This is a genomic window from Acaryochloris sp. CCMEE 5410, from assembly GCF_000238775.2.
Taxonomy (GTDB): domain Bacteria; phylum Cyanobacteriota; class Cyanobacteriia; order Thermosynechococcales; family Thermosynechococcaceae; genus Acaryochloris.
Genome location: NZ_AFEJ02000002.1, coordinates 1459299 through 1484171 on the forward strand (window position 1 = coordinate 1459299; position 24873 = coordinate 1484171).

At 44.6% G+C, this 24873-nt stretch carries 14 protein-coding genes; 7 read left to right on the forward strand and 7 right to left on the reverse strand.

The window, feature by feature from the left end:
- Positions 1–15: 15 nt before the first annotated feature.
- Positions 16–1953, forward strand: coding sequence for a biosynthetic arginine decarboxylase (speA, locus tag ON05_RS27600; RefSeq protein ID WP_236619024.1), 1938 nt, complete (start codon positions 16–18; stop codon positions 1951–1953).
- A gap of 129 nt (positions 1954–2082) precedes the next feature.
- On the opposite strand, the gene ON05_RS27605 is transcribed toward speA, so the two are convergent.
- Entirely contained in the window at positions 2083–4755 is a 2673-nt protein-coding gene (locus ON05_RS27605) for an NAD(P)-binding domain-containing protein (protein ID WP_010475923.1), read from the reverse strand.
- Between the two features lie 990 nt (positions 4756–5745).
- Here ON05_RS27605 and ON05_RS27610 point away from each other — a divergent pair.
- Positions 5746–10962, forward strand: coding sequence for an ATP-binding sensor histidine kinase (locus ON05_RS27610; RefSeq protein ID WP_010475921.1), 5217 nt, complete (start codon positions 5746–5748; stop codon positions 10960–10962).
- Here ON05_RS27610 and ON05_RS27615 read toward each other — a convergent pair.
- The 4 genes from ON05_RS27615 to ON05_RS27630 form a co-directional block, all read right to left on the reverse strand.
- Positions 10959–11609 carry a transaldolase family protein gene (locus tag ON05_RS27615; protein WP_010475920.1) on the reverse strand — a complete coding sequence of 217 codons (651 nt, stop codon included), beginning with the start codon at positions 11607–11609 and terminating at the stop codon, positions 10959–10961. The genes ON05_RS27610 and ON05_RS27615 overlap by 4 nt on opposite strands.
- Before the next feature lie 92 nt (positions 11610–11701).
- Positions 11702–13435 carry a R3H domain-containing nucleic acid-binding protein gene (locus tag ON05_RS27620; RefSeq protein WP_010475919.1) on the reverse strand — a complete coding sequence of 578 codons (1734 nt, stop codon included), beginning with the start codon at positions 13433–13435 and terminating at the stop codon, positions 11702–11704.
- 40 nt (positions 13436–13475) lie between these two features.
- A complete protein-coding gene (ldpA, locus tag ON05_RS27625) occupies positions 13476–14612 on the reverse strand; it encodes a circadian clock protein LdpA (RefSeq protein WP_010475918.1) in 1137 nt (378 codons plus the stop codon).
- A gap of 78 nt (positions 14613–14690) precedes the next feature.
- A complete protein-coding gene (locus ON05_RS27630) occupies positions 14691–15146 on the reverse strand; it encodes an NAD(P)H-quinone oxidoreductase subunit N (RefSeq protein ID WP_010475916.1) in 456 nt (151 codons plus the stop codon).
- Positions 15147–15538: 392 nt separating this feature from the next.
- Between ON05_RS27630 and ON05_RS27635 the strand changes: the two genes are divergently transcribed.
- From ON05_RS27635 to ON05_RS27650, 4 genes are all read left to right on the forward strand, one after another.
- Positions 15539–15847, forward strand: a complete 309-nt coding sequence (locus ON05_RS27635; protein WP_010475914.1) for a 2Fe-2S iron-sulfur cluster-binding protein — start codon at positions 15539–15541, stop codon at positions 15845–15847.
- 251 nt (positions 15848–16098) lie between these two features.
- Complete coding sequence (locus ON05_RS27640) at positions 16099–18318, forward strand: DUF3488 and DUF4129 domain-containing transglutaminase family protein (protein ID WP_010475912.1); 2220 nt, start codon at positions 16099–16101, stop codon at positions 18316–18318.
- A gap of 332 nt (positions 18319–18650) precedes the next feature.
- On the forward strand, positions 18651–19796 hold the full coding sequence (locus tag ON05_RS27645; protein WP_010475910.1) for a response regulator: 1146 nt from the start codon (positions 18651–18653) through the stop codon (positions 19794–19796).
- A 153-nt stretch (positions 19797–19949) separates the two neighbouring features.
- A complete protein-coding gene (locus ON05_RS27650; protein ID WP_010475908.1) occupies positions 19950–20654 on the forward strand; it encodes a hypothetical protein in 705 nt (234 codons plus the stop codon).
- Positions 20655–20668: 14 nt separating this feature from the next.
- Here ON05_RS27650 and ON05_RS27655 read toward each other — a convergent pair whose 3' ends face one another.
- Together ON05_RS27655 and ppsA are read right to left on the reverse strand one after the other, a co-directional pair.
- Entirely contained in the window at positions 20669–21223 is a 555-nt protein-coding gene (locus tag ON05_RS27655) for a universal stress protein (protein WP_010475906.1), read from the reverse strand.
- 38 nt (positions 21224–21261) lie between these two features.
- Positions 21262–23712, reverse strand: coding sequence for a phosphoenolpyruvate synthase (ppsA, locus tag ON05_RS27660; protein ID WP_010475904.1), 2451 nt, complete (start codon positions 23710–23712; stop codon positions 21262–21264).
- A gap of 226 nt (positions 23713–23938) precedes the next feature.
- On the opposite strand from ppsA, the gene ON05_RS27665 reads away from it, so the two are divergent.
- A complete protein-coding gene (locus ON05_RS27665; RefSeq protein ID WP_010475903.1) occupies positions 23939–24835 on the forward strand; it encodes an RnfABCDGE type electron transport complex subunit D in 897 nt (298 codons plus the stop codon).
- Positions 24836–24873 lie beyond the last annotated feature (38 nt).

Genomic DNA, 24873 nt, shown 5'->3' on the forward strand with positions numbered 1-24873 from the left:
GGTCATTCAGCACCGATGCGAGAACGGCCGCTGACATCAGACCCAAACCCTGAACAGGCAGATGCGGCATGGTCGATTGAGGAAAGTGAAAAGCTCTACCGTATTCGGGGCTGGGGAGAACCCTATTTTTCCGTTAATGCAGCGGGCCATGTAACCGTATCGCCCAAGGCTGATCGAGGGGGCTCTTTAGACCTCTATGAGCTGGTCCAGTCCCTGCAGCAGCGAGATATCCATGCCCCTTTGCTGATCCGGTTTTCAGACATTTTAGCGGATCGGATTGAGCGGTTAAATGCCTGTTTCGCCAAAGCGATCGCACGCTACAGCTATCCCGGTCGCTACCGAGGCGTTTTTCCCGTTAAGTGTAATCAGCAACGTCATTTAGTCGAAGACTTGGTCCGTTTTGGCCAACCTCACCAGTTTGGATTAGAGGCAGGTTCTAAACCGGAATTACTGATTGCCATTGCCTCCCTCAAAACCTCCGGGGCGCTGCTGATCTGCAATGGCTATAAGGACTTGGAGTATGTCGAAACCGCTATGCTAGCCCAGCGTTTGGGCCATCAGGCGATTATTGTGATTGAACAACTCGAAGAAGTGGAGCTGGTAATCGAAGCCAGTCGTCGGCTCCAGATTCAGCCGATTTTGGGTGTTCGAGCCAAGCTCAGCGCCAAAGGAATTGGTCGATGGGGGACGAGTGCAGGGGACCGCGCTAAATTTGGCCTCAACATTCCAGAAGTAGTGGCCGCCGTTGAGCATCTGCGGGCCGCGAATCTACTGAACTCTTTGCAACTGCTTCATTTTCATATCGGCTCTCAAATCTCAGCCATTAGCGTCATCAAAGATGCCCTGCGAGAAGCCAGTCAAATCTATGTAGAGCTGGCCCGGTTAGGGGCCAATATGAAGTTCTTAGATGTGGGAGGTGGCTTGGGGGTTGATTACGACGGGTCTAAAAGTAACTCGGCAGCGTCCAAAAACTACAATATGCAGAATTACGCTAATGATGTGGTGGCTGAGGTGAAGGAAGCCTGCGCGGAAGCAGATATCACTGTGCCTACCCTAGTGAGTGAAAGTGGCCGGGCGATTGCCTCTCACCAGTCTGTCCTGATTATGAATGTACTGGGCAGTAGCGACACCCTCAACCTCACCCCAGAACCTGCCCAAGCCGACGAACATCTGATTATTCGGAATCTATGGGAAACCTATCAAACCATCGATGCCGAGAATTATCAGGAAGCCTATCATGATGCGTTGCAGTTCAAGGAAGAAGCCGTTAGTCTGTTTGGGTTTGGCTATCTGAGCCTGGAAGGGCGGGCCAGGGTCGAGCGACTCTGTGGAGCCTGTTGTCAGAAAATACTTGCGATCGCACGACAAGACGATGATGTGGCTGTCGACTTAGAAGATCTTGAACGCCGAATGGCGTCGCTTTATTACACGAATCTGTCGGTGTTTCAATCGGCCCCTGATACCTGGGCCATTGATCAGCTGTTCCCGATTATGCCGATTCACCGCTTAGAAGAAGAACCCACCCAACGAGGAACACTTGTCGATCTCACCTGCGATAGTGATGGCAAAATTGATCAATTTATCTATTCCCGCGACACTAAACCCATTCTGGAGCTACATACCTTAAAGCCCGATGACCCCTATTACTTAGGGATGTTTCTGAATGGTGCCTATCAAGAAGTCATGGGTAATCTGCATAATTTGTTTGGCGATACCAATGTCGTCCATATTGATTTGACGCCGATGGGGTATCACATTGCCCATGTGGTTAAGGGAGACACAATTACCGAGGTGCTGGAATATGTCCAATATGATGCCGACGATCTGATTGAAGAAATTCGCAAACAGTCTGAGGTGGCATTGCAAGAACAGCACATCACATTACCAGAAGCTCAGCTACTCCTCAAAAATTATGAGCGTAGCCTCAGAAGCTATACCTATCTCAAATCATAAGGCTGGCAAGTTGATCTGCAAGTGCTCAACATTATCTGATTTGGCGCTTGCAGACCCAGCTCAATCAGAAACTCTCCTCCATATTTCTATGAAGGAGAGACCATCATTCAAGGGAAAAAATGGATTACATTAATTCAAGACAGCGACTTCTGGTTGAGTAGCCGTAGTTGGCTTGGCAAGATGTTTCATCATGTATTCAATGGTTTGTGGTGTCACCCAACCATGATTCACTAAAATTTCTCCTAAGCGTTTGTTAGAGGTTTGCTGCTCTAGTAATGCTTGATCGACTTGCGTTGATGTCGCTAAACCTGCTTCAACTAGATTGGCTCCCAGCTGAGCACAGGTACTTAACTCAGGATTGTCCACTAGCGTTTTATTGACTTGGTTCAATAAGAACTGAATGGTTCGCTCTTTCACCCAACCCCGTTTTTGGATAACCTCTCCTAAACGAGCGGTGGCTTGCAGTTCTTGTTCTGCTAAGGCTACTTCTAGCTGTTCTGAAGTTAGCAGCCCTGCTTCAAGGAGACGGGCTCCGATGCCTTGAGAGTGAGCCAGCTGCTCTGTCAGGAATTGTGACAGTGGTTGAATATGAACCTCTTCTTTCCATTCACTAGCGATATCTTCAATGACATGATGCTCAGCAATTAAGGCACCCTGACAGTAACGTCGAATAATAGGGTGAATACCAGAACTCAACTCAGCTCTTGCTAAATCATCTTTGTGGATTCTATCAACTGCAAAGGGATCTGGGCTAGCATTAATTATGTCTAAGCCAAATTCCAAAGTAATTGTGTAGTAATGATTATTTCTACTCAATGATTTCTCAGTTACGTAATCGACGGGAATATCCTGATAATAATTTGCAGAGCTACCATCATTAGACACAACAATGACATCACAAAGATAACCAGTTTGCTGCCATAAACCAGAACTTGAATTAACTCGGTTTAAGATTAAATCAGTGAATTTGCCAGCATCTGTACTAATCAACTGATGAGGAAGGGATTGACTATAATATTTCTTCTCAAGAATATTATGAAGTGCTCGGATATTGTAACGAAAACCATGAATGAAGCCAGACTGCTTTTTCTTAAAGTCACGCATGTGCATCAAGACCCCAGCAAAGTATAGATCTGGCACATTAGTTGACTCCCACTCACTAGTTTGATTAGGGAACCTTTGATTGATAGTTAATTCTGGTTTGCAAGAATCATCAAAAATTGAATCATCAAATTTAAAGCCTGTACAAACAATTACGCGATCATAAACTAAAGTTTCTTTTTCACCATCAGCATGCGAATAATCAAAATGTACAATATATTCTCCCTGGACATACTCAATATTTTCTATATCTGCATCAATTAAAACATTCTGTGATTTTAATTGATATGTATCGAGCAAATTATTGTTAACGGCTCTCAGATGACCAACATACTTAGTCTTCCATGCCATAGAGATGGGATTAGGACTTGCAATGTGAAGCAGTGAAGTAGTGCTAACCAAGTTATCTGCAGTTTCAAAACCAGAATTCCCTTTGCCGATAATCAAGACACGCTGATTAGCAAAGTCATCTGCATCAATGGATATATCAGTATAGTTTTCAGCATACTCAATTCCAGGTATATTCGGAACATATGGAATAGCAGTACCTGAAGCAATGATTAGCCTTTTTGATTTGTAGCAATTACCGTTCTGATCATAAACTGTAAAGGTTTTATTTTTCGATACTTTACTCACCTTGCAGTTATATTCAATGTTAAGATTGAAATATTTAGCAAAATCACCGAGATATTTTACGTAATCAGTTGAACTTGGGAAATAGTCCTTGCTATAAAACTTAAATAACATATCCTCGCTATCACTTAGAAGTGAGTTCCAATCCCATCTTAAATTGATTTCAGGATCGGTATAGCCAGTAAATCTTTTATTTATTGATATGAGTTTTTTATGTCTAGGATACTTTTGGAAAAAAGTTCCTGGGTTATTCCCAGCCTCTAGTATTTTGTAATCTCTTCCTGCTCTCTCTAAGAAATATCCCATTTGAAGACCTGCGGGGCCGGCCCCAATGATTAGATACTCATGCTCATTCTCAGAGAAGGATTCAAACATATTTTTATCTATATACGACATTAACTCATGAGTAAAATCGGTAAATACATCAAAAACTTTATCTACTAAAGCGTAACAGTTAGATAAGTTATAAGAGCTAGGAAGATGTTCAGAGAATAACGCTTCCTTAAGCTCTGAAGAATCTGTTTCAAGTGAATGGCTTTCCTCAGCTTCTAAATGTGAATCTCCAAAATATAAGTAGGATTGCCCCGTCTGTTCTTGAAGCTCGCTACCTACAGATGCAATAAAAGATGATGAAACCTGTGCTGTAGCTTCAATCGCTTCAATAATGATGAGCTTCTCAAGAGAAGTAGTTTGGGCAGAGCACTCTATCAATTTTCTGCATAAGGCTCTAGTTTGTACTGTTTCTTTTCCCCATACAAAACGTAGCACCTCTGAAAAACGCATAGATTTGTCAAAACCTAACTTCTTGAGATCTCGAAGAAACCAAACCCAGTGATGATCATCAGCATAGGTATGCTTATTGATCATTAACTGTATCTCGTCATCAGTTGGTTCTTCTCTCAATACACTTTTATTCAGCTCACCAAAACTCATAACAAAAGGAGCTGCACAAGGTGCAAATGAAAGGCGTGTTCTTGGGTCAACTTCTTTATTTTGAAGAAAATTAAAGAACGGTAATTTTTCAAATGTTTTCTTCTTCATTTCAATGTAAGCAAGAACATCCTTCATAAATGCAGTTCTCCTGATTGAGATTGATAGGTATACAGGTACACGAAATACCAGAAGAAATTCTCTGTATTTTCTTCCGTAATAAGATAAAAACTTGATCATCAACCTAAATATCGATGATCAAAAGAACAAATTGATCTTGGCCCAAGATGAAATAGACTCGAAGATATTGATAGAAGGCTACCAAACATCTACCAGAAAAATTAAGAGAATAAATTCCTACTATTCCTAATAAGAATAGTTAGAATTTATTTGATTGCTGATATATAATTCATCCGTAAGATTACTGATTATAGAGATAAGACAAAAAATATGTTCCGAAAATATACGGATAAAAAATAGATAATTGTAACAATATATTAAGTATTTTTATACTAAAAAATATTAATATTAAAATGGTAAGTTTATACACAAAAAAATTAAACTACCCATGTTGTATGTATAACTAGATACACTATGAAATTAGTCTTGGAGTAACTACTACTAGGAGTTTTCTCTCATATACATACTGTGATTTTTTGAGTTGAAAGGAATTATACAATACACAGAAAAAATACTGATATGTCTAAGAGTAAGTATTAGAATGAAAATTAATTTCAAGTTTTTATAATATATTTAATAAGTAAAATAGTAAAGAAAAAATCATGGATAGATGATATTTTCATCATTGAAAATATTTTAACTTCAGTAATATTGTTAGTAGTATATAAATCTATAATTTATATACTACTAATATTGCTTCTATTTAATAAAAGGTAGTTTTTATAAAAAAATAGTAAATCAATAAAAATAGTAATCGTTTCTTGTTTCTTTGAAAAATGAAAATTGATTTATTCCTGTATATAATTTATACCTAACTTTGTAGATGGAGATATAACGATAATATTTATTGGTATCATTAGCCTTGAAGGATAGTGTTCAATCTAATAATCTGAATTCCAAACTAGTACAGATTTTTATTCATCTTTCAGCAAATAATAGGTAATAATCATGCTGGAATTCCCTGGATATACTCTTCAAGAAGAAATATATATTGGACCAAAGACAGTCGTATTTCGTGCCATCAAAGAATCTGATAATGAATTCGTTATTTTAAAGACGGTTCAAGCTGAATACCCTTCAATTACTGAAATCAGCCAATTGAGGTATGAGTATCAAATCAGTCACAGCATTGATTATTCAGGGATAGTAAGGACCCATTCGTTAGAAATCTACAAGAATAATATTGGGATAGTTAAAGAAGACTTTAATGCCATAACACTGAAGGAGTTTTTTCAGGCCAATGCAACATCCATATCTTGTTTTCTTGAAATTGCGATCCAACTGGCCGACATACTAGGACACCTTCATCAGAAAAATATCATCCACAAAGATGTAAATCCGTCCAACATACTCATTAATACTGAAACAACCCAAGTAAAAATTACTGATTTTAGCATTGCTTCTCGGCTACAGACAGAGACCTACCAACGCAGTGACTATACACTTTTAGAAGGGACGCCAGCCTATATATCTCCAGAGCAAACGGGACGGATGAATCGTGCACTGGATTATCGTACTGACTTGTATTCTCTAGGAGTAACTTTTTACGAATTGCTCGTAGGCCATCTTCCTTTTCAGACTTCAGATATATTAGAACTCATTCACTATCACATATCTGAATATCCCTTACCTCCTGATAGATCAAGTTCTGGCGTTCCTACTGTCTTGTCTGATATTGTCATGAAATTAATGGCAAAAAATGCTGAAGAACGCTATCAGAGCGCATTAGGACTGAAAGCTGATCTTGAGTACTGCTTAAGTCAACTAACAAGTAGAGATCATATTCCTCTTTTCACACTGGGCAAGCTCGATCATAATAGCCAATTTCTCATTCCACAGAAGCTATACGGTCGTGCAACCGAAGTATCCAGATTACTTTCTGCATTTGCAAGAGTAAGTAACGGTGATACAGAGCTAATGTTGGTTAGTGGTTACTCGGGAATTGGTAAGACCTCTATTGTAAATGAGATACATAAACCAATTCTTCAGAAAAGAGGCTTTTTTGTTCGAGGTAAATTTGAACAGTTTCAAAGGAATATCCCATATTTTGCTTTTCTTCAAGGATTTCGGGAGTTTACTAAGTATTTGCTTTCAGAGCCACCTGAAATTATCGATTCTTGGCGAATGAAATTACTTTCTACGCTAGGTAACAATGGTCAAATTATCATCGATCAAATTCCTGAAATAGAGTTAATTATTGGTTCACAGCCTGAAGTGCCAGAGTTAGGCACTATTGAGGCTCAAAATCGTTTTAACCAGATATTTCAATCATTCATTCGTGTATTTAGCCAAGCAGAGCATCCGCTAGTAATATTTTTAGATGACTTACAGTGGGCAGATTTTGCATCTCTAAAATTTATCGAGAGAGTATTATTAAATCCTAATAATCATCATTTGTTATTGATTGGAGCTTATAGAGATAATGAGGTAAATGCAATCCATCCGTTAGCTCAACTAATTAGTAGTACGAATAATAAGACTACTAAAGCTACTAATATTTATTTGAAACCCCTACAATTAAATGCAGTTCATCAGTTGGTTCTTGAGACTTTGCATAGTGATCCTGATGATTCCATATTATTGTCTGAGCTTGTATACAACAAGTCTGGAGGAAATCCATTTTACCTAAATCAGCTGCTTTTAGCCCTTTATCATGAAAAATGTATTTACTTTAATTATCAAGAAGAGAAATGGGTTTGGAATATACAAAAGATTCAATCGGTGAAAATTTCTGATTTTAGTATTATTGATTTGATTATAAAAAGTATTGAAGAATTACCTGCTGAAACACAGAGGATACTAAGATTCGCAGCATGTATTGGAAATAATTTTAACTTAAAGACTCTTTCAATAATTTCTAAGAAATCAATGCATGATACTGCGAGAGAACTGTGGCATGCTCTTCAGAAAGGTTTGGTCTTGCCATTAGATAAAAACTATAAAATTCCACTTGTCTCTATGAGTAGGAAGAGTGAGATAGAGGATAATATAAACTATCAGTTTTTACATGACAGAGTCCAACAATCAGTATATTCACTAATACCAAGTGAAAAGCGTAAACGTTTTCATCTAAATATAGGAGAGATTCTTCTCAATAAACGAGCTGAGATAGAGAAATATAATGATAATGATATATTTGATATTGTTAATCAGATGAATTTTGGGATTGATCTTTTAATTAGTCAATCTCAAAGAACACAACTAGCATATCTTAACCAATCTGCTGGTAAAAAAGCAAAACATTCGGCAGCCTATGAAGCAGCTAAGCAATACTATGATATTTGCCTAAAATTACTTCCTGATACAAGTTGGCAAGATAATTATGATTATACAATAAATGTCTATCTATCAGCCTTAGAACTGTCATATTTGAACATTGATTTTGAATGTGCTTCATCCCTCTTAGAAAAGATACTAAGTGTAGCAAATAAACAAGAAGATATTGTTCAAGCTTATGAATTTCAGATTCCATACTATTTCACACAAAATCAGCCTGTTAAAGCTATCAGTACTGCTCTAAAAGCACTGAAGATGCTAGGGATATCACTTCCTTATAGGCCCAATGAGATTGACATCCTTATCGGAATTTTGAGGGTTAAAATATTCCAGAAAAATATAAAAATAAGTGATTTAGCTAATCTTCGAATAATGGATGACTCCAGATATCTATTAGCAATGCGGATACTAATGGCTGTCATACCAGCTACATTCGTGGCAAATCCAAAGTTGTTTCCTGTTGCAATTTCTAAAATGGTTGAGCTTTCCCTGAGATATGGAAATTCTCAGTATTCAATCTTCGCATATAACAGCTATGGTACTCTTCAATGCGGCCCGTTACAGAACTTTAATGCTGGATATAGCTATAGTATTTTAGCTCTTGACTTACTCAAAAAATATAATGCTGTTGAATTTTCAGCTAAAGCATATATGGTCTTTAATGTGTTCAATAGGCTATGGATTGATCATATTAATAAATCTGTTGAATCTCTGCCTACAGGGATAACAATGGGCCTTGAATATGGAGACTTGGAATATGCATTACATTGTGCTTCTTTTTGTGGGATTTTTAATTTTTTGAGTGGCTCTACCTTGGATGATGTTAGAGAAAAACAGAAGCAGTATTCTGAATTTTTGTTGGCAAATAAGCAAGAGTTTCAGCTATATCATAGTAATGTATGGAGACAAGCTTCTGAAAATTTAGCCAATAACAAATTTATAACTTATAAGCTTAAAGGATCTTTTTTTGATGCCCAAAAAGACTTGCCTTTATTGCTAGATTCTAATAATGAATTATGTATTGTAGCCTGTTACTTAGCAAGTTCAATGCTTGCATATATCTTCAATCAATTTCGATCGGCATTGATGTTTGCAAATTATACTGATAGTTATATTTCAGGTGTACCAGGTCTTATATATATCGCTATTCATTATTTTTATATGTCGTTATCTATTTTATATCAGTACCCAAATCTAGAAAAAGAGACTCAAAAACCTTTGCTAAAAAAAGTAAAAAAAATAATCAATAAGCTTGAATTCTGGTCTAAAAGTTGTCCAGAAAATTTTTTTCATAAGTATCAATTAGTGAAAGCAGAATATTCACGAGTTTTGTTAAAGTATCCAGAGGCTATGGATCTTTATGATCTAGCAATTTCTGCTGCTGCGAAATCTGGTTATGTACAAGAAGAAGCAATTGCTAACGAGCGGGCCGCAGAATTTTATTTTGAAATTGGAAGAGATAAAGTTGCCCAGGTCTATTTAAGTGATGCATATTACGGTTATGCTAAATGGGGGGCGATCGCTAAGGTTCGCCAATTAGAAGAGCAATACCCTGCTATTTTCTCTCGATTACAGAAGTCTTCTCATGCAATATCCTCTATTCAAACTACTGAAAGCTCTTCTACTACAACTGGCCTGATCGACTTAGATTTAGCTTCAGTCTTAAAAGCCTCACAAGCTATATCTGAAGAAATAATATTAGACCAACTTCTGGAAAAATTAATGCAAGTTTTGATGCAGAGTGCAGGTGCTCAAGCAATTTTTCTGATTCTAGATAGAAGCCATCATTTTGTTATAGAAGCCTCAGCAACAAAGGACAGTAAATCTATCCGGCAATCAATACCTGTGGCTTCTAGTGCACAAGTTCCTTGCTCCATAATTAATTATGTTGCCCGAACACTAGAACCTGTTTTCTTAGGAACTGCTACTACATCAAATTTCTCCAATGATCCATATATCCAATTACACCAAATAAAATCCTTGCTTTGTCTACCCATGATTAATCAAGGACACCTCATGGGGATGGTTTATTTAGAAAATAATCTCGCTTATGATGCTTTTCGAGGTGATCATTTAGAAGTATTACGCTTGTTATGTGCCCAAGCTGCTATTTCCCTTGAGAATGCCTATTTATATGAAGATTTACAGCAATCTCAAGCTAGAGAACAAGCTGAGCGAGAAATTAATGAATTGAAATCTCGTTTTATCTCGATGACTTCCCATGAATTCCGAACCCCTTTAACAGCTATTTTAGGGACAACAGAGTTAATCAAGCATTATGGACAAGGGTGGGATACTAATAAGCAACATACTTATCTAGATCGTATCCAAAAGAATGTTAAGCATATGACTGGACTTCTAGATGATGTCTTAGTTTTGAGCAAAGCTGATGTCAATAAAGTTGAGTTTAATCCTAAACTAATTAACCTTAAAGTTTTCTGCAGTAGTCTTGTTGAAGAATTTCAACTCAATACTAAACGCGATCAACAGATTGAGTTTGATGTTTTTGGGAATCAACATGAGGTCTATTCTGACGAGAAAATTCTGAGACAAATCCTCAGTAACTTATTGTCCAATGCCATTAAATATTCTCCTGAAAGTACTAGTGTTCGATTTCAGGTCAATGTCAATGAAGAAGAGGTAACCTTTTTCATAAAAGATCAAGGAATTGGGATTCCTGAAGCTGATCAGCAGCATCTGTTTGAATCATTTCATCGCGCTACAAATGTTGGACAAATTCAAGGTACAGGCCTAGGTCTCGCAATTGTTAAAAAGTCCGTTGAGCTGCATCGGGGGACGATCGATTTTGAGAGTATTGCAGATAAAGGCACAACTTTTATTGTCAAGCTGCCGATTACTACAGAAGCATTAGGCCTTGAAACCCATTAGCCATGTGCTGCTTTTTCAAAGGCTAACGCTGCATCTATGGTTGCATCGACCTGGAAGAGTTGTTCTGAGATCGCAGGTGATACTGTAAACGTATCGAGGGATTGCTGAGTAAGAGCAGTAATGTCTTCAATGCTGCGAATACTAGCAACTAAAAGCTTGGTAGAACTCTTGACTCCGTTCAGACCTCTTTGCATCGAAATGATATCTTGCCTACCGTCTTGTCCCAGATCTGTCATGCGTCCTAAATAGGGGGCGGCATAGTCAGCCTTCAAGGCAGCAGAAATCAATGCCTGGTGAACAGCATAAACCCCAGTTAAAGTTACCCGTATTCCTTGTTGGATTAATTGGGCTGCAGCTTCTGTGCCTGTCAACGTGATAGGTACTTTGACGACTACGCGGGAATCAATCGCTGCGATCGCAGTTCCTCGACGAACTAAATCCTCAACTTCAGTCCCCCAGGTCTGTAAATGAATTTCTTGAGCACCTCTCTGAAAGGCGGCTGTGGCTAGCCCTTGGAGTTGGTCAAGGGTGCAAGGAATATGGGCTCTCTCCAATAAGGTTGGGTTGGTTGTAACGCCATAGAATAAGCCCTTGCTCAACCAAAAATCCCAGGCCTTGATATCTGCGGTATCTAAAAATAGGTACATAAAGCCACTTCCGCGTAACCCTTGCCAGAGAATCTTACCCGAAATAGGGGGCTATCCCATTCGTTTTTGGATCTGTGTAAATGCCACCCGAACTAAGCCGGATAAATCCGTAGTCGGCGGTTCGGATCTTCTCCAAAGCTACGAGACTGTAAGCGGTAATGCTCAATCAATTCATGCTGCATTTTGCGAATACTAGCAGAACGGGGGAGTAGCTCCACTGGCTGCTTTTTGGGGATAACGATTTGTTCAACCGCCAACCTGGCTTCTTCCAGCGCTTCGATCTCATCGTCATCATTACTGCCGGAAAACAGCTTGAGATCCACCAATTCCGGGGTACCTGGATCATCCATATTCACTAGTCGGCGTAAACCTCTGGCAATTTGAGGGATGGTGCTCGACTTAACGGTGTGGATGGGGACCTGGCGGGTCTTGGCTAGATTGCGCAATTTGGAATGATGCTTAAGATGCGATCGCAAGGCAAATATCACATCCGCATGATCCATATCCTTGGTGAGCACAATCGGTAGATTCAAGGTGGTAATCACCTGATCGAGTTGAGACCGACTCACAGCATAGGGATAGACATGGAGGGGCAGATCCTCGCCATTGGGGCCAGCAGCAAAATGGAGGGTATTGCCATACTGATCTTGCTGCTGCAAAGACGCATCCAGTAGCGTTTGAAACTCATTGAAATCTGTTTTAGCTGGGGCAACCGGATTGGGGACGGGCTTCATCCGACCTGAGGATCGCCAGCCACTGGGAGCAGACTCAATGGGCGTCGGCTCAACGATAGGCGAGGTCGATAGTTCATGGGTGATGGTGACCTTGCCGCTCTCGCTAACCGTCCGGACTTGGGGATTCGGCATCCGACCGCGCAGGAGGTTGTCAATTGTGTTGGCGACCTCTTCATGGACAATCCACCGGGACCGCTCTAGCATTTCGACGGCGATATCGAAGGTCGGAGGCGCCTTCCGCTCTAGCACACTTTTTTGGCTACCTCGGCGACGGGCTTCATCATCTCCAAGGGTGACGGACTGAATCCCCCCGACCAGATCAGACAAGGTGGGGTTTTTCAGCAAGTTCTCAATCCGGTTGCCGTGAGCAGTACCGATCAGTTGCACCCCTCGTTCGGCAATGGTGCGGGCCGCTGCCGCTTCCAGTTCGGTGCCAATTTCATCAATCACGATCACTTCTGGAGTATGGTTCTCCACTGCCTCAATCATCACCTGATGTTGCAGTTCAGGACGGGCCACCTGCATCCGCCGAGCCCGACCAATGGCGGGGTGAGGAATATCGCCATCCCCAGCAATCTCGTTGGAGGTGTCAATAATCACGACCCGCTTAAGCAGGTCATCGGCCAGGACCCGGGCAATTTCTCGCAGGGCAGTGGTTTTACCGACACCGGGACGTCCCAGCATCAGGATGGAACGGCCACTTTCCACCAGGTCACGAATAATTTCGGTGGTGCCTAACACCGCCCGACCGACGCGGCAAGTGAGTCCAATAATCTCCCCTTGACGGTTGCGCATGGCGCTAATCCGATGCAGGGTCCGCTCAATACCGGCCCGGTTATCGCCACTGAAGTGACTGACCCGCTGGATGCAGTAGTCTAAATCGTCTCGGCTAATAGGTTCTGTGGATAAATATTCGGCTTGGCCAGGGAAGCGAGCTTCCGGTTGGCGACCCAGATCCATCACCACTTCAATCATCACACTGCGTTGGGGATGGTGTTGCAGGTGAGATCGCAATGTCTCGGGCAAAATATCGAGCAATTGTTCAAGATTATCGGTGATTTGCTGGTTTTCTCCTGATGCTTGTTCAACCATGAATTTGCAGTAAATGAAATAACAAAGGGCTAGCCGCGAGCTAGCAGATCCGAGATGAGCTCCCCCGGCTCACCGATGGGACTAGCGGTAAATCTTGGCCAAGCGTGCTCCTAGGCTGAGGTTGATTCAAGCCAGGCTTGAGCTGGGCCACCAATGCAGAGGCTAGAGAGACGGCCTCTTGTAGTAATTGAGCATGATCTTCGATCTGATGGGTCGATAAGGTTTCCAATTGAGTTTGCAGGGGGGCGAGGAGGTTTCGGGCAAAACTGCCGTAGGCGACCCCCGCGATATAGGATGCATAAATGGTCATGGATGAACTCATCAACCGAGGATGCAGTAACCCTTTGGCTTTGAGTTTAGCAATAGTATGCCGATTTGTGCCGCCGGCCAGTTGGACATAACCGGGTAATTGTGCTTTTAAAACTTTTTCGGCTAGGAGTACGGTCGCTCGGGTGGTACCGTCCCCAATGTCTCCACTCATGGGGCGGCCATCGGTCTGCCAGATGAGGGTAGGGGGTAACGGCTCCATCAGTTGATAGAGACTCGCTAGATAATCCAGAAGACCCTCCCCATCAGGACAGCTGACCGCCAAGACCTGTAAATGGGGCACAAAGGGTTGGAGGGCTTGCCATAACTGCTCAAAATCGGCCAAATGTCCCACTTGGGTGTGAATTTCTAAGGCTTGCACCACGCCAGCCTGAATAAAGGGGCCGACGATGTCGGGTTTAGCGGTGTGGGACACCGTGGCGATTTGCTCGATGGGGCAAACGGGTAAACAGCGGCCACAACCATAACATCGATCGGTCACGATGCCGGGACTGGGAAATGCGATCGCATCTGCAGGACAAACCTGCACACAGGGTTGAGGGCAGTCAGACGGACATTGTTCAGGCTGGAGGGTCGCCTTGCGAAAATGCGGATCCTCACCCGCATTGAGGCTCACCATCAACAGGGGACGAGGATGGGTAGGGGAGAGCTGGAGCGCGATTGCGATCCCATCTTCCGCGACAGCAATTACAGCTGGATCCGCCGCAACATCAATACAGTCGGCTCCTGCCAGGGTATAGGCCAACACCAGATTGCGGACAGCGGGTAAATGCTGATAACTGGCTCCACAAATTAACTTGAACCAGGTGCCTTGAGCGAGGGACTGGAGAGGAGAAGCAAAATCAATCACCCTAACAGCCTAATCTGAATTGATTAGTCCTGGGTTAACCTTTTGCCTTGTCTTAAGGGAGTCGGGATATACAGGTGTCTAAGCTGCAGCGACGATGTCGGAGAGGGGCTGCCATTCAAAAGTCCGCGCACCCCCTAGCTCAACCACTACCTTTAAGCGAGGCTCAGAGGCTGTAATGGCGCTAAGGTAGGCCAGTTCTTGCTTCGCTAGTCGCTTCCCGTCATAAAGCCATAAGGCTAAGCCCTTAGCTTGGGGGGGCAAATTCTCTAATTGATAGGTAACGAAGGGGGGCAAGAAATAAGTGCGAATTTGATTTTTGCCTAAATGAGGAGGGCGCACCCCATGGACATCGGTGAAGTAAGAGGCTAAATCCCCCATGCCTGGGGCTGACACAAATAATGTCAGGTAGCCCGTTGCCCGGAGTCGGCGCTTGTAGCGGCCTTCAAATCCGCCTTCAGACGGAACATAAATGCCAACAGCGCCCGATTGTTCAATGGTGCGAATGAATTTTTTCCCGGTCGCAAGCAGTGGCATAAGCAGAAATTTATCTTGAGTGTTGATGGACGCATAAATACTTACCCTAAACTTACACGAAATCCAGGGTTTCTGTTCACTTCTTCCCCATCAATTCAGCGATGGGAATCCGCGGGATTGGCTCAGTCCGATGTTGAGTCACCTCGATAGCGGGGAAAAACAGCCAAGAATCGTCCAAATTACCGCCATACCAGAGCCAATTAATAGGCTGCTATTCTTCCAGACTCCGGCATTCAGTATTTTCCCTGAGGATATTTGTAAAGATTTGTGAATAATTGATAAGTAATTGATAGATGTTGCTTGCCTTCTACCGATCTTCAGGGCAGGGGGGAGGTGGTGTCTTCCCCAAATAAAAGCACTTATTCATTTTAATGCGGAGATAAGCACTAGCAATGATTTACGATGTAACGTTTCGAGATGAAACAACTGGGGAAGAGAATACCATTTGTGTCCCAGAGGATGAGTATATTTACGATGCAGCGGAGTTAGAAGGCCTAGAACTTCCCGCCTCTTGTCGGTCTGGATCTTGTATTACGTGTGTCGGCAAAGTTGTTGATGGTGAAGTCGAGCATGATCGCTCTATTTTGAGCGATGCAGAAGAAGAAGCCGGTTTCATGCTGACCTGCTGTGCTTATGCTCGTTCCAACTGCACGATTTTAGTTAAGCAAGAAGATGAACTCTTAGATTTTGCTGCTGTGTAGTTTCCCGTCAGAGACGGGCGTGTTGAAACTTTGTCAACGAAGTTCACTGTAGGGCTTGGGCCCTTTGGAAACGTGGACGCTCTGAGCAGCTCCCATCTTTGGCCTGATAATACAGTCTGGGTCGTACCCCTAAGGTCACCCACCATCCCTGGCTTCTAGATTGGAGAGGTTCTGTTTAGGGAATATGTTAGGGGTCGCTGGGTAAACTAAGGCTGCCCCATAGGATGATGCCGTTACCTTGAGAACAATTGATGCAGCGTTCTGTCTTATCTCAATCTTGGCGTCAACGGTTACAGCCTCGGTCGCTCCCTCCTGAAGACTCCAGAGCGCTGCGTTTAGGAGTGCAAATCCTGGTCTGTGTGGGAATCCTGGCGACCGATTCGGCGACAGGGAGCTGGCACAGTTTATGGGCGATTCCATTGAGTTTGATGGGGGCCACCTGGAGTTGGCGACAGCGGCATCGTCGAAATATTGCCGCCAAATGCGGGATTGCCATTGGTATGATCCTCGTCTTGGTCGTCTTTCTCAACCGTTTAGCGGGCCAAGCGGGGGATTCGCGTATCCTGTTGACGGAGTTGCTGATTCAGGTGCAAATCCTGCATGCCTTTGACCTCCCCCGACGTAAAGATTTGGGGTACTCGGCGGTGATTGGCATCATTTTAGTTGGAGTCGCAGCCACCGTCAGCGAAACCATGGTGTTTGGGGGATGGCTCTTACTGTTTATTGCTTGCGCCTTACCCGTTCTTATCCTCGATTATCGATCCCGTCTAGGGTTGAAGCTGCTCAAACGTCGTTCGGTGAGCTTGCCCCCCGCCCAGATTGGCAGGATGCTAGTGGCCGTGGTGACCGTGGGATTGGTCATTTTTGCTCTGCTGCCCCGCTTACCTGGATACCAGTTGAGAACGTTACCCGTGAGTGCGGCGATTGATATTCCGGGTAAGTTTGATGCCCAGCAAATTGTTAATCCTGGTTATGGTCAGGGAGATAGTGCCACTTGGGATGGCACAGGGCAAGACGGCGAAGATCTGGAGGGAGAGATTATCTTTGATGATCAGTTTTATTACGGGTTCAGTCAACGCATTAATCAAAATTTGCGAGGTGTCCTCAAACCGGAAATTGTGATGCGAGTGAGGTCCCAAGCTCCTGGGTTTTGGCGGGTCTTAGCCTTTGACGAATATACAGGTCAAGGCTGGCAGATGTCTCGCAATGATAAATCCGAAACCTTGAGCCGACCAGCGTGGTCCTATCGGTTTGTGGTGCCTCAACTCGGTCAGCGAGGCCGCACCAAAGAAGTGATTCAAACCTATTCCATCGTTTCTCGCTTTCCCAATCTGATTCCTGCCCTTAGTCAAGCCCGTGAAGTCTATTTCCCGACTCGTGAAATTGCTCAAGATCCAGAAGGGGGATTTCGGTCGCCTGTGCAGCTTCAGGATGGACTAACCTACTCGGTGATTTCAGATGTTCCGTATCGCGATCGCAAGCAGTTACGAAAAGCCTCCCGCCAGTATCCTCAATTTATTCGCCAGCATTATCTGCAAATCCCAGATGGCATTGCGTCTCAGATTAAAGAGCAGACCGAAGCCCTCTTAGAAAAAGCCAATCGTCCTCCCATTTCCGCTTATGAGAAAGCCCTGTATTTAGCGCAAAGCCTCAAACAAACCTATTCACTGCAGCCTGATCTGCCGGTGCTTGAGGCAGAAGAAGATTTGGTGAGTGCCTTCCTATTCAGGTATCAAGGAGGCTATCCTGATCACTTCTCCACAGCCTTAACCATGATGTTACGCTCCATCGGCATCCCCGCACGCCTAGTCACGGGATTTGCCCCTGGGGAATTTAATGCGTTCACGGGGCTATATGAAGTGAAAAATGTAGATGCCTTTGCGATGGCGGAGGTCTACATTCCCCAGTTTGGTTGGTTTACCTTTGATCCTATTCCCGGACATGACTTGGTTCCCCCGTCCGTAGATGACGACTACACCTTCTCGGTGTTGAAGACCTTATGGAACTGGGTAGCGGGTTGGTTACCCTCGCCGATGATGAATGGATTGACGGCAATATTTGCCATGATCGGTGCAGGGTTGGCCCAAGCCTTAGGATTTTTTACAGGGGGTTGGCAAGGCTGGATGGCAGGACTACTGGTGCTGAGTGCTATCGCGGTACTCGGCTGGTTGGCTCCTCAAGGCTGGCAATGGTGGCGCTATCGGCGACGTCTGGCAACGTTGCCACCTATGGAAAAGCTATACCAGCGAATGCTGCATGTATTAGCGAATCGAGGTGTACCTAAACGCCCCCATGAAACGCCATTTGAATATACCCATCGTTTACATCAAAAAGGGGAAGGGGCAATCGCTGACCTCGTAACTGAGATTTCCCAGATTTATGTAAGTTGGCGATATGGCCATCAACCTTGTGACTTCAGTGACGTTCATCTCAGATTTCAAGCCCTCAGGGAAAAATTGAGGTCGCAGTAGGTCTGCACACCTTAAATGAGCTGACAATGAGGCTACAAAATATTTTTGGTTTGCCTACTCTTTGAAGTTTTACTCAAAAGTAAATTCTGATGGGTTTTTAGTCCATACTAATACTAAGAATCATCCGTATATTGCTGCTATTTGTTACCAAGAATTCGCTCCTAGAGCAAAAATACGTGATTTTACGCATATGTTCTCAGGGTTAAACGGTCCATCCTAAGAATGAAGGCATGTACCTGAAAAAGTTGTTCTAGATCAAATCTGCCACTTGCCATCTTGCTGAGCTGGTAACTGCCAATGCTCTGACTATTAACTACCAAATCAGTTAGTTTATGACCTATACCTCCAGTCTTCCAACACCCACCCAACAGGACAAACCACAGGTCGCACCTGCCAAAGTGCTACAGAAAGTGATCTCTGAGCAACGGTCTGGCCGCATCACTATCACTGATTCTCGTGATCCGTCGATTAGCTGGCGGGTGTATCTAGGCGGTGGGCAAATGCATTTTGCAGAGAGCACAATGGGACATGCCGAGCGATTACCCTACGTGCTCAAAAAGCAGCTACCCGACTTTAATTTATCTGAGCCTCTACCGAATAATACGTCAGAGTATTCCTATCTGTGCAAGTATTGGCAGGCCAATAATTTACCTCTTAATTTCTTCCGAAAACTGTTGGCTATTCTGACTCAAGAAGCCTTGATGCAGTTCTTAGCTCTCCCCCAAGGCTACTTAGAGTTTGAGCCCAATGTAGGGTTGGATCCACTGTTGCTATCTGCTCCGTTTCGGCAGCTGGTTTTACCGGTCCGTGATCAAATTAATCAATGGGCACAGCTGCAGGCTGTCATTGGTTCTCCCTTCCAGAAGCCCCGTTTGGAAGACCCCGATCAATTCCTAAAATTAGCTTGGAAGGAAAATGGCCAAGGGCGACACTTACAAAATATCGTCAATCTATTAGAACAAGACCTTTGCTTCTATGAGTTGGCCAACCAGGTAGATATGGATGTCTTGACGCTGGTGTCTGATTTAGCGCCGATGGTCCAAGCTGGAGCCATCAGTCTGCACCCGTATCGAGTGATCGAAGAGCAAGTTCGCCCCGTGGTTGCTTGTGTAGATGATAGTCAAACCATTCAACAATTTGTGAAACTGTCCCTAGAGGCAGAAGGCTTTGAAGTCCTGCAATTGATGGATCCGAAACAGGCATTAACGGTCTTAATTGAGCAACAACCCAACGTCATTCTTATGGACATTGAAATGCCGAAGATGGATGGGTATGAGCTGTGTCGCATGGTTCGCCAAGTCGATATGCTCAAGGAAATCCCTGTTGTGATGTTGACAGGTCGAGAAGGTCTGATTGACCGGATGAGAGCCCGGATGTCTGGATGTACCGCCTATTTGACCAAGCCATTTAATCCTCAAGAATTATTAGCCTTGGTACAAAAATTGTCGGCTGAAGGCGCAGCCGTATCCCAGATGTAGTGTTCAAGAGTTACTGTGTACAGTAATCGCTGCATCACAACCATTAGTGCAATCGCCCGACAGGGCTTATTACCAGCGAGTTCCTTTTCAGTGCGCGTTTCAAACTCTCTGATCGTCATTGTCTACGAGGGTAAGTAGACTGGAACCACAGTGATGGGTGAGGGTGCTATGCAGCGTTTATGGTTTCAATTCTTGCTAGTGGGTTTATGCCTTACGGCTTGTCAACTGCAAGCCAGCGAACTTCCTGCCACCACGCAACCGCCGGATCAGGGCAAAATTACAGCATTACAAACTGAATTTGAGCAAGAAATGAAAATGCAGCTTGCTCAAAAAGATCTTGATGACTATAGCTTTACGGAATTGTCTGATATTGCTTTGAGCGCTGCGAAGAAAGTGTATGGGGCTAACCCACAGCTTATGAAGCAAAAAGCTTTGTTTGATTTGCAGCAGATGACAGTTTTAGACGCTCAAATCTTATCTGGTTACCAGGTCAAAGAATCCCTAAACATTAGGGATTTGGAGAAGGGAATATCTGGCTTTTCCCCAGCGAAGTCTGAACAAGTCTTGGAAGACTTTCTCCCCCTCTTCTATGGTAAAACGCCGGGGGATGTGGCCCTCAGATTGAAGCAGATGATTTATTTGCGTCATACGGGGCCTAAGCAGGTGGGGCAACGAGCCATCATTAGCCAGTTTATTCCTGACCGGACCTACCGGATTCAGGCCAGTGATCCACCGCAATTGGCAGTCAAAACCTTTGAGGAAGACATCTTCGTTATGACGGTTCAAGTCACGGAGTCGGGACTCATCAAGCCTTTGCAAGTAAACTGGATGCAACCTAAAGAGGTATCCCAGAAATAGCTAGCTCGACTAGATTATTGCCAGCCCCCTAAATTGGACATAAGTTGTCGGTTGAGATGATCTGGGATGGAGTTTGGGGGAGGCGTCTCAGTTTCTCTACAAATCAGCACTGAACAGGGGGCATGATGCATGACGTAATTGCTGACACTCCCTAATAACCATTCACTCAGACCGGCTCGTCCTCGACTCCCGAGCAAAATTAAGTCAGCCTGCCATTCCTTCGCCACTTCGCAAATGGTTTCACCAGGAGCGCCCTGTTTTTGGGTGGTTCTGACAGACACGCCTGCTAACCTTGCTTCTTCAGATTGGGCCTCCAGAATATCTTGGGCGGTATGGGCATATTGCTCCCACTGTTGCTGATAGACCTTAATTGAGGTGGCTGATAACCCTGGATAGTAATACATGCTAGGGAAGGACGTGGGGGCATCAGGGGCATCCTGGTCATCCATGGATAGTACATGTAATAACATCAAATTCGCCTGGGTGGTGGCAGCTAAATCAAGGGCTTGATCAAAGACATCCAGAGCTGTTTCTGAATGGTCAAGGGCAACTAATATCTTGCGGAACATGATGAATACCTCCGAGGGGCGTGGAAAACGATATGAGACTAGGACGGTTGAGACGATGACAGGTGCGTTTCAGCTTGGGCAATCGTGAACCTTGTTTTGAGCACTGAATCAGGATTGAGACTGATGGAGTCAATCCCTTGTTCAACGAGGAAATGGGCAAATTCTGGGTAATCGCTGGGGGCTTGGCCACAAATACCGACTTTGCAGTGATGGCGTTTGGCCTGGTCAATCACTTGACGAATCAGGGATTGCACACCTTCATGACGTTCATCAAAGAGGTGGGCGACTAAGGCTGAGTCTCGATCAATCCCTAGGGCTAATTGGGTGAGATCGTTGGAGCCAATGGAAAACCCATCAAAGATTTGGCTGAATTGATCCGCCAAAATGACGTTGCTGGGTACTTCACACATCACATAAACCTGGAGGCCATTTTCCCCCTGGACTAACCCAGCATTCGCCATTTCTGCAATAACTTTGCGGCCTTCTTCTGGTGTTCGGCAGAAGGGCACCATGGGGATCACGTTGGTTAAGCCCATCTCGTCTCGGACGATCTTGAGGGCTTTACATTCCAAACCAAAGGCTTCTCGAAACGTATCGTCGTAGTAACGAGATGCCCCCCGCCATCCCAGCATGGGATTTTCTTCCTGAGGTTCAAATTGCTGACCGCCGAGTAAGTTTGCATATTCATTACTCTTGAAATCAGACAGTCTGACAATGACAGGCTTGGGATAAAACGCAGCGGCAATAATGCCTACCCCATGGGTGAGCTGATCCACAAAGAAGTCTGGTTTGAAGGGATAGTGGCGAGTCAGGTGGGCAATTTCTTGTTGAGCTAACGGATCTTCCAGTTGATCGAAATGGATTAAGGCCAGGGGATGCGCTTTGATATGGTTGGCAATAATAAATTCCAAACGGGCGAGGCCCACGCCATCACAGGGCAGGGCTGCCAGTCTAAAGGCTTGGTCAGGATTTCCCACATTGAGCAGGATTTTAGTTTGGGTGGTGGGGAGCTGTTCTAGTTGGGTTTCTTGAACGGTAAAGGACAGTAGCCCATCGTAAATATGGCCGACTTCCCCTTCACAGCAGGCAACCGTGACCAGCCGACCGTTGGGGATCTGGTCGGTGGCATTGCCACAACCGACAATAGCAGGGATGCCCAATTCCCGAGCAATAATCGCGGCATGGCAGGTTCGCCCACCTTGGTTGGTAACAATGGCTGCTGCCTGCTTCATGATCGGTTCCCAATCGGGATCCGTTTTATGGGTGATTAAGACGTCCCCAGGCTGAAACGCACTGATTTGACTGACATGTTTAATGATTTGCCCCCGTCCCTGGCCAATCAATTCCCCTACGGCTCGACCGGTGCTCAGAACTGGCCCGGTTGTATCTAACTGATACGTCTTGAGCAGGGTGTCCGATTTTTGCGACTGTACTGTCTCCGGCCGGGCTTGGACGATATAGAGTTCCCCGGTGAATTCATCTTGAGCCCATTCAATATCCATGGGGGTGTAGGTGCCCCGCACGGCAGAATAATGATCTTCAATTTTGCAAGCCCATTGGGCGAGGGTAAGAATTTCTGGGTTGGTGAGGGTGAATTTCTGGCGATCGCCTGCAGATACGGGCACATTTTTCGTGAGTTTACTGCCCTCTTGGTCGTAAACCATTTTGATCTCTTTACTGCCGAGTCGCTTAGATAGAATTGGCTGATAGCCCTGTTGGAGTGTTGGTTTAAACACCAAATATTCGTCTGGGTTCACGGCACCTTGGACCACGGTTTCCCCGAGCCCGTAGGCTGCCGTGATCAGGACTGCTTGATCAAATCCAGTTTCGGTATCGATGGAGAATATCACCCCAGCGGTGCCGGATCGCACCATTTGCTGGACCCCTACAGCTAGGGCCACTGTGAAGTGGTCAAACCCTTTTAAGGTGCGATAGGAAATCGCGCGATCGGTAAAGAGAGAGGCAAAACATTTATGACAGGCTTCTAAGACCCCGCGAAGGCCTTGGACATTGAGATAGGTTTCCTGTTGCCCCGCAAAGCTGGCATCCGGTAAATCCTCTGCAGTGGCGCTGGAGCGAACGGCTACAGATAAGGATGACTGTTCACCACAGTGCTGACAGAGTCTGGAATACGCTTCACTGATAGCTAGTTCTAATCCGGGAGAAAAAGGAGTGGTCAGGATCAGTTCGCGGGCCTGCTGTGCTCGTGTGCGGAGTTGTGGAATATCTTCTACGTCTAACCCTTGTAAGAGCTGACGAAGGGGGGCTTCTAGTTGGGATTGTTGCAGAAAGGTTCGATAGGCATGGGCTGTGGTGGCAAAGCCGGTGGGTACTTGGACACCTTGCGCTCCTAGCTGTTGGATCATCTCTCCTAAGGAGGCATTCTTGCCGCCAACCAGGGGAATGTCTGCAATGCCAACCTGATCAAACCAAAGAATGAAGGACTGATGTTTGGTTGTTGGCGGTTGTTGGGGAGAGATAGGAAGCATGGGGTCTAGGTCCCGCTCTCTGGTGAAGATCGGAATCAGAATATTTGTCTTCTTTATATCCCGCTAATTTGAGAAACTTGTGAGGATTTTCGAAGACCTCGTTCAAGGAATCTGAAGCCTCAGGCCTCCTGTAAACAGGCTTGGGCTGGTAACCATTTAGGTAACCGCTGACGTCTAAGTTAGAAGTTTGGGATAAATTGGGACCATTCCAGCCAGACGAGGGTCTATGTCCTTTCAAGATGCGAGAGATTATCAAATTCTGTTTCTCAGCTTATTTTTAGTGCTAGGTATTGGAACGAAGGATTGGACCCTACGACCCGAAATGATCGGGGTTGCGATCGCAACCACAATTCTCGTCCAAGTATTAGCCTCTTATGGGACCTATCTGTACCAGCAGCGGCGTCAGCCGAACAATCGAGCCTTTAATCCCTCGATTCGCAGCGCCCTAATTACGGCATTAGGGTTGAGTTTGCTGCTGCGAACAGATCATTGGAGCACCATGATGCTGGCAGCGACCTTGGCGATCCTGAGTAAATTTGTCTGTAAGTGGAAGGGCAAACATTTTTTTAATCCAGCCAACTTTGGCATTATTGCCGCCCTCATCTTGACCTCTGATGCTTGGGTTTCCCCTGGGCAATGGGGAGCAGTGGGCTGGTATGGCCTTTTATTTGCGGGAGCGGGTGGGGTCGTGTTGCATCGGGTGGGGCGATGGGACACCTCTGTGATGTTTTTAGCCACCTATGGGGTCTGTCTGTCCCTGCGGGATCTGTGGTTAGGGTGGAGCTGGGATGTGTGGTACCACAGTTTGTCGAGTGGATCTCTGATCTTATTTGCCCTGTTTATGCTCACCGATCCCCGATCGATCCCGGATGCCCGAGGAGCCCGTCTGCTCTGGTCTAGTAGTATCGCGGTCGTCACGTTTGTGCTACAAACGAAGCTGTATTTATCCACCGGAATTTTCTGGGCATTGTTTGCTTTAGCCCCCTTAACGGTGCTGTTCGATCGACTTTGGCCTGCGCCTCGCTTCACATGGACCCCTCCACCCCTATCTGATGAATCTTGCTTGGAGGTATCATCGGCTCAGCCAGAGGATGGAGCAGACTTTCTGCCTTCCCATCCATAAGCGGGTGTTAATCTCGATATTGCTGGGGCAACCTAGTC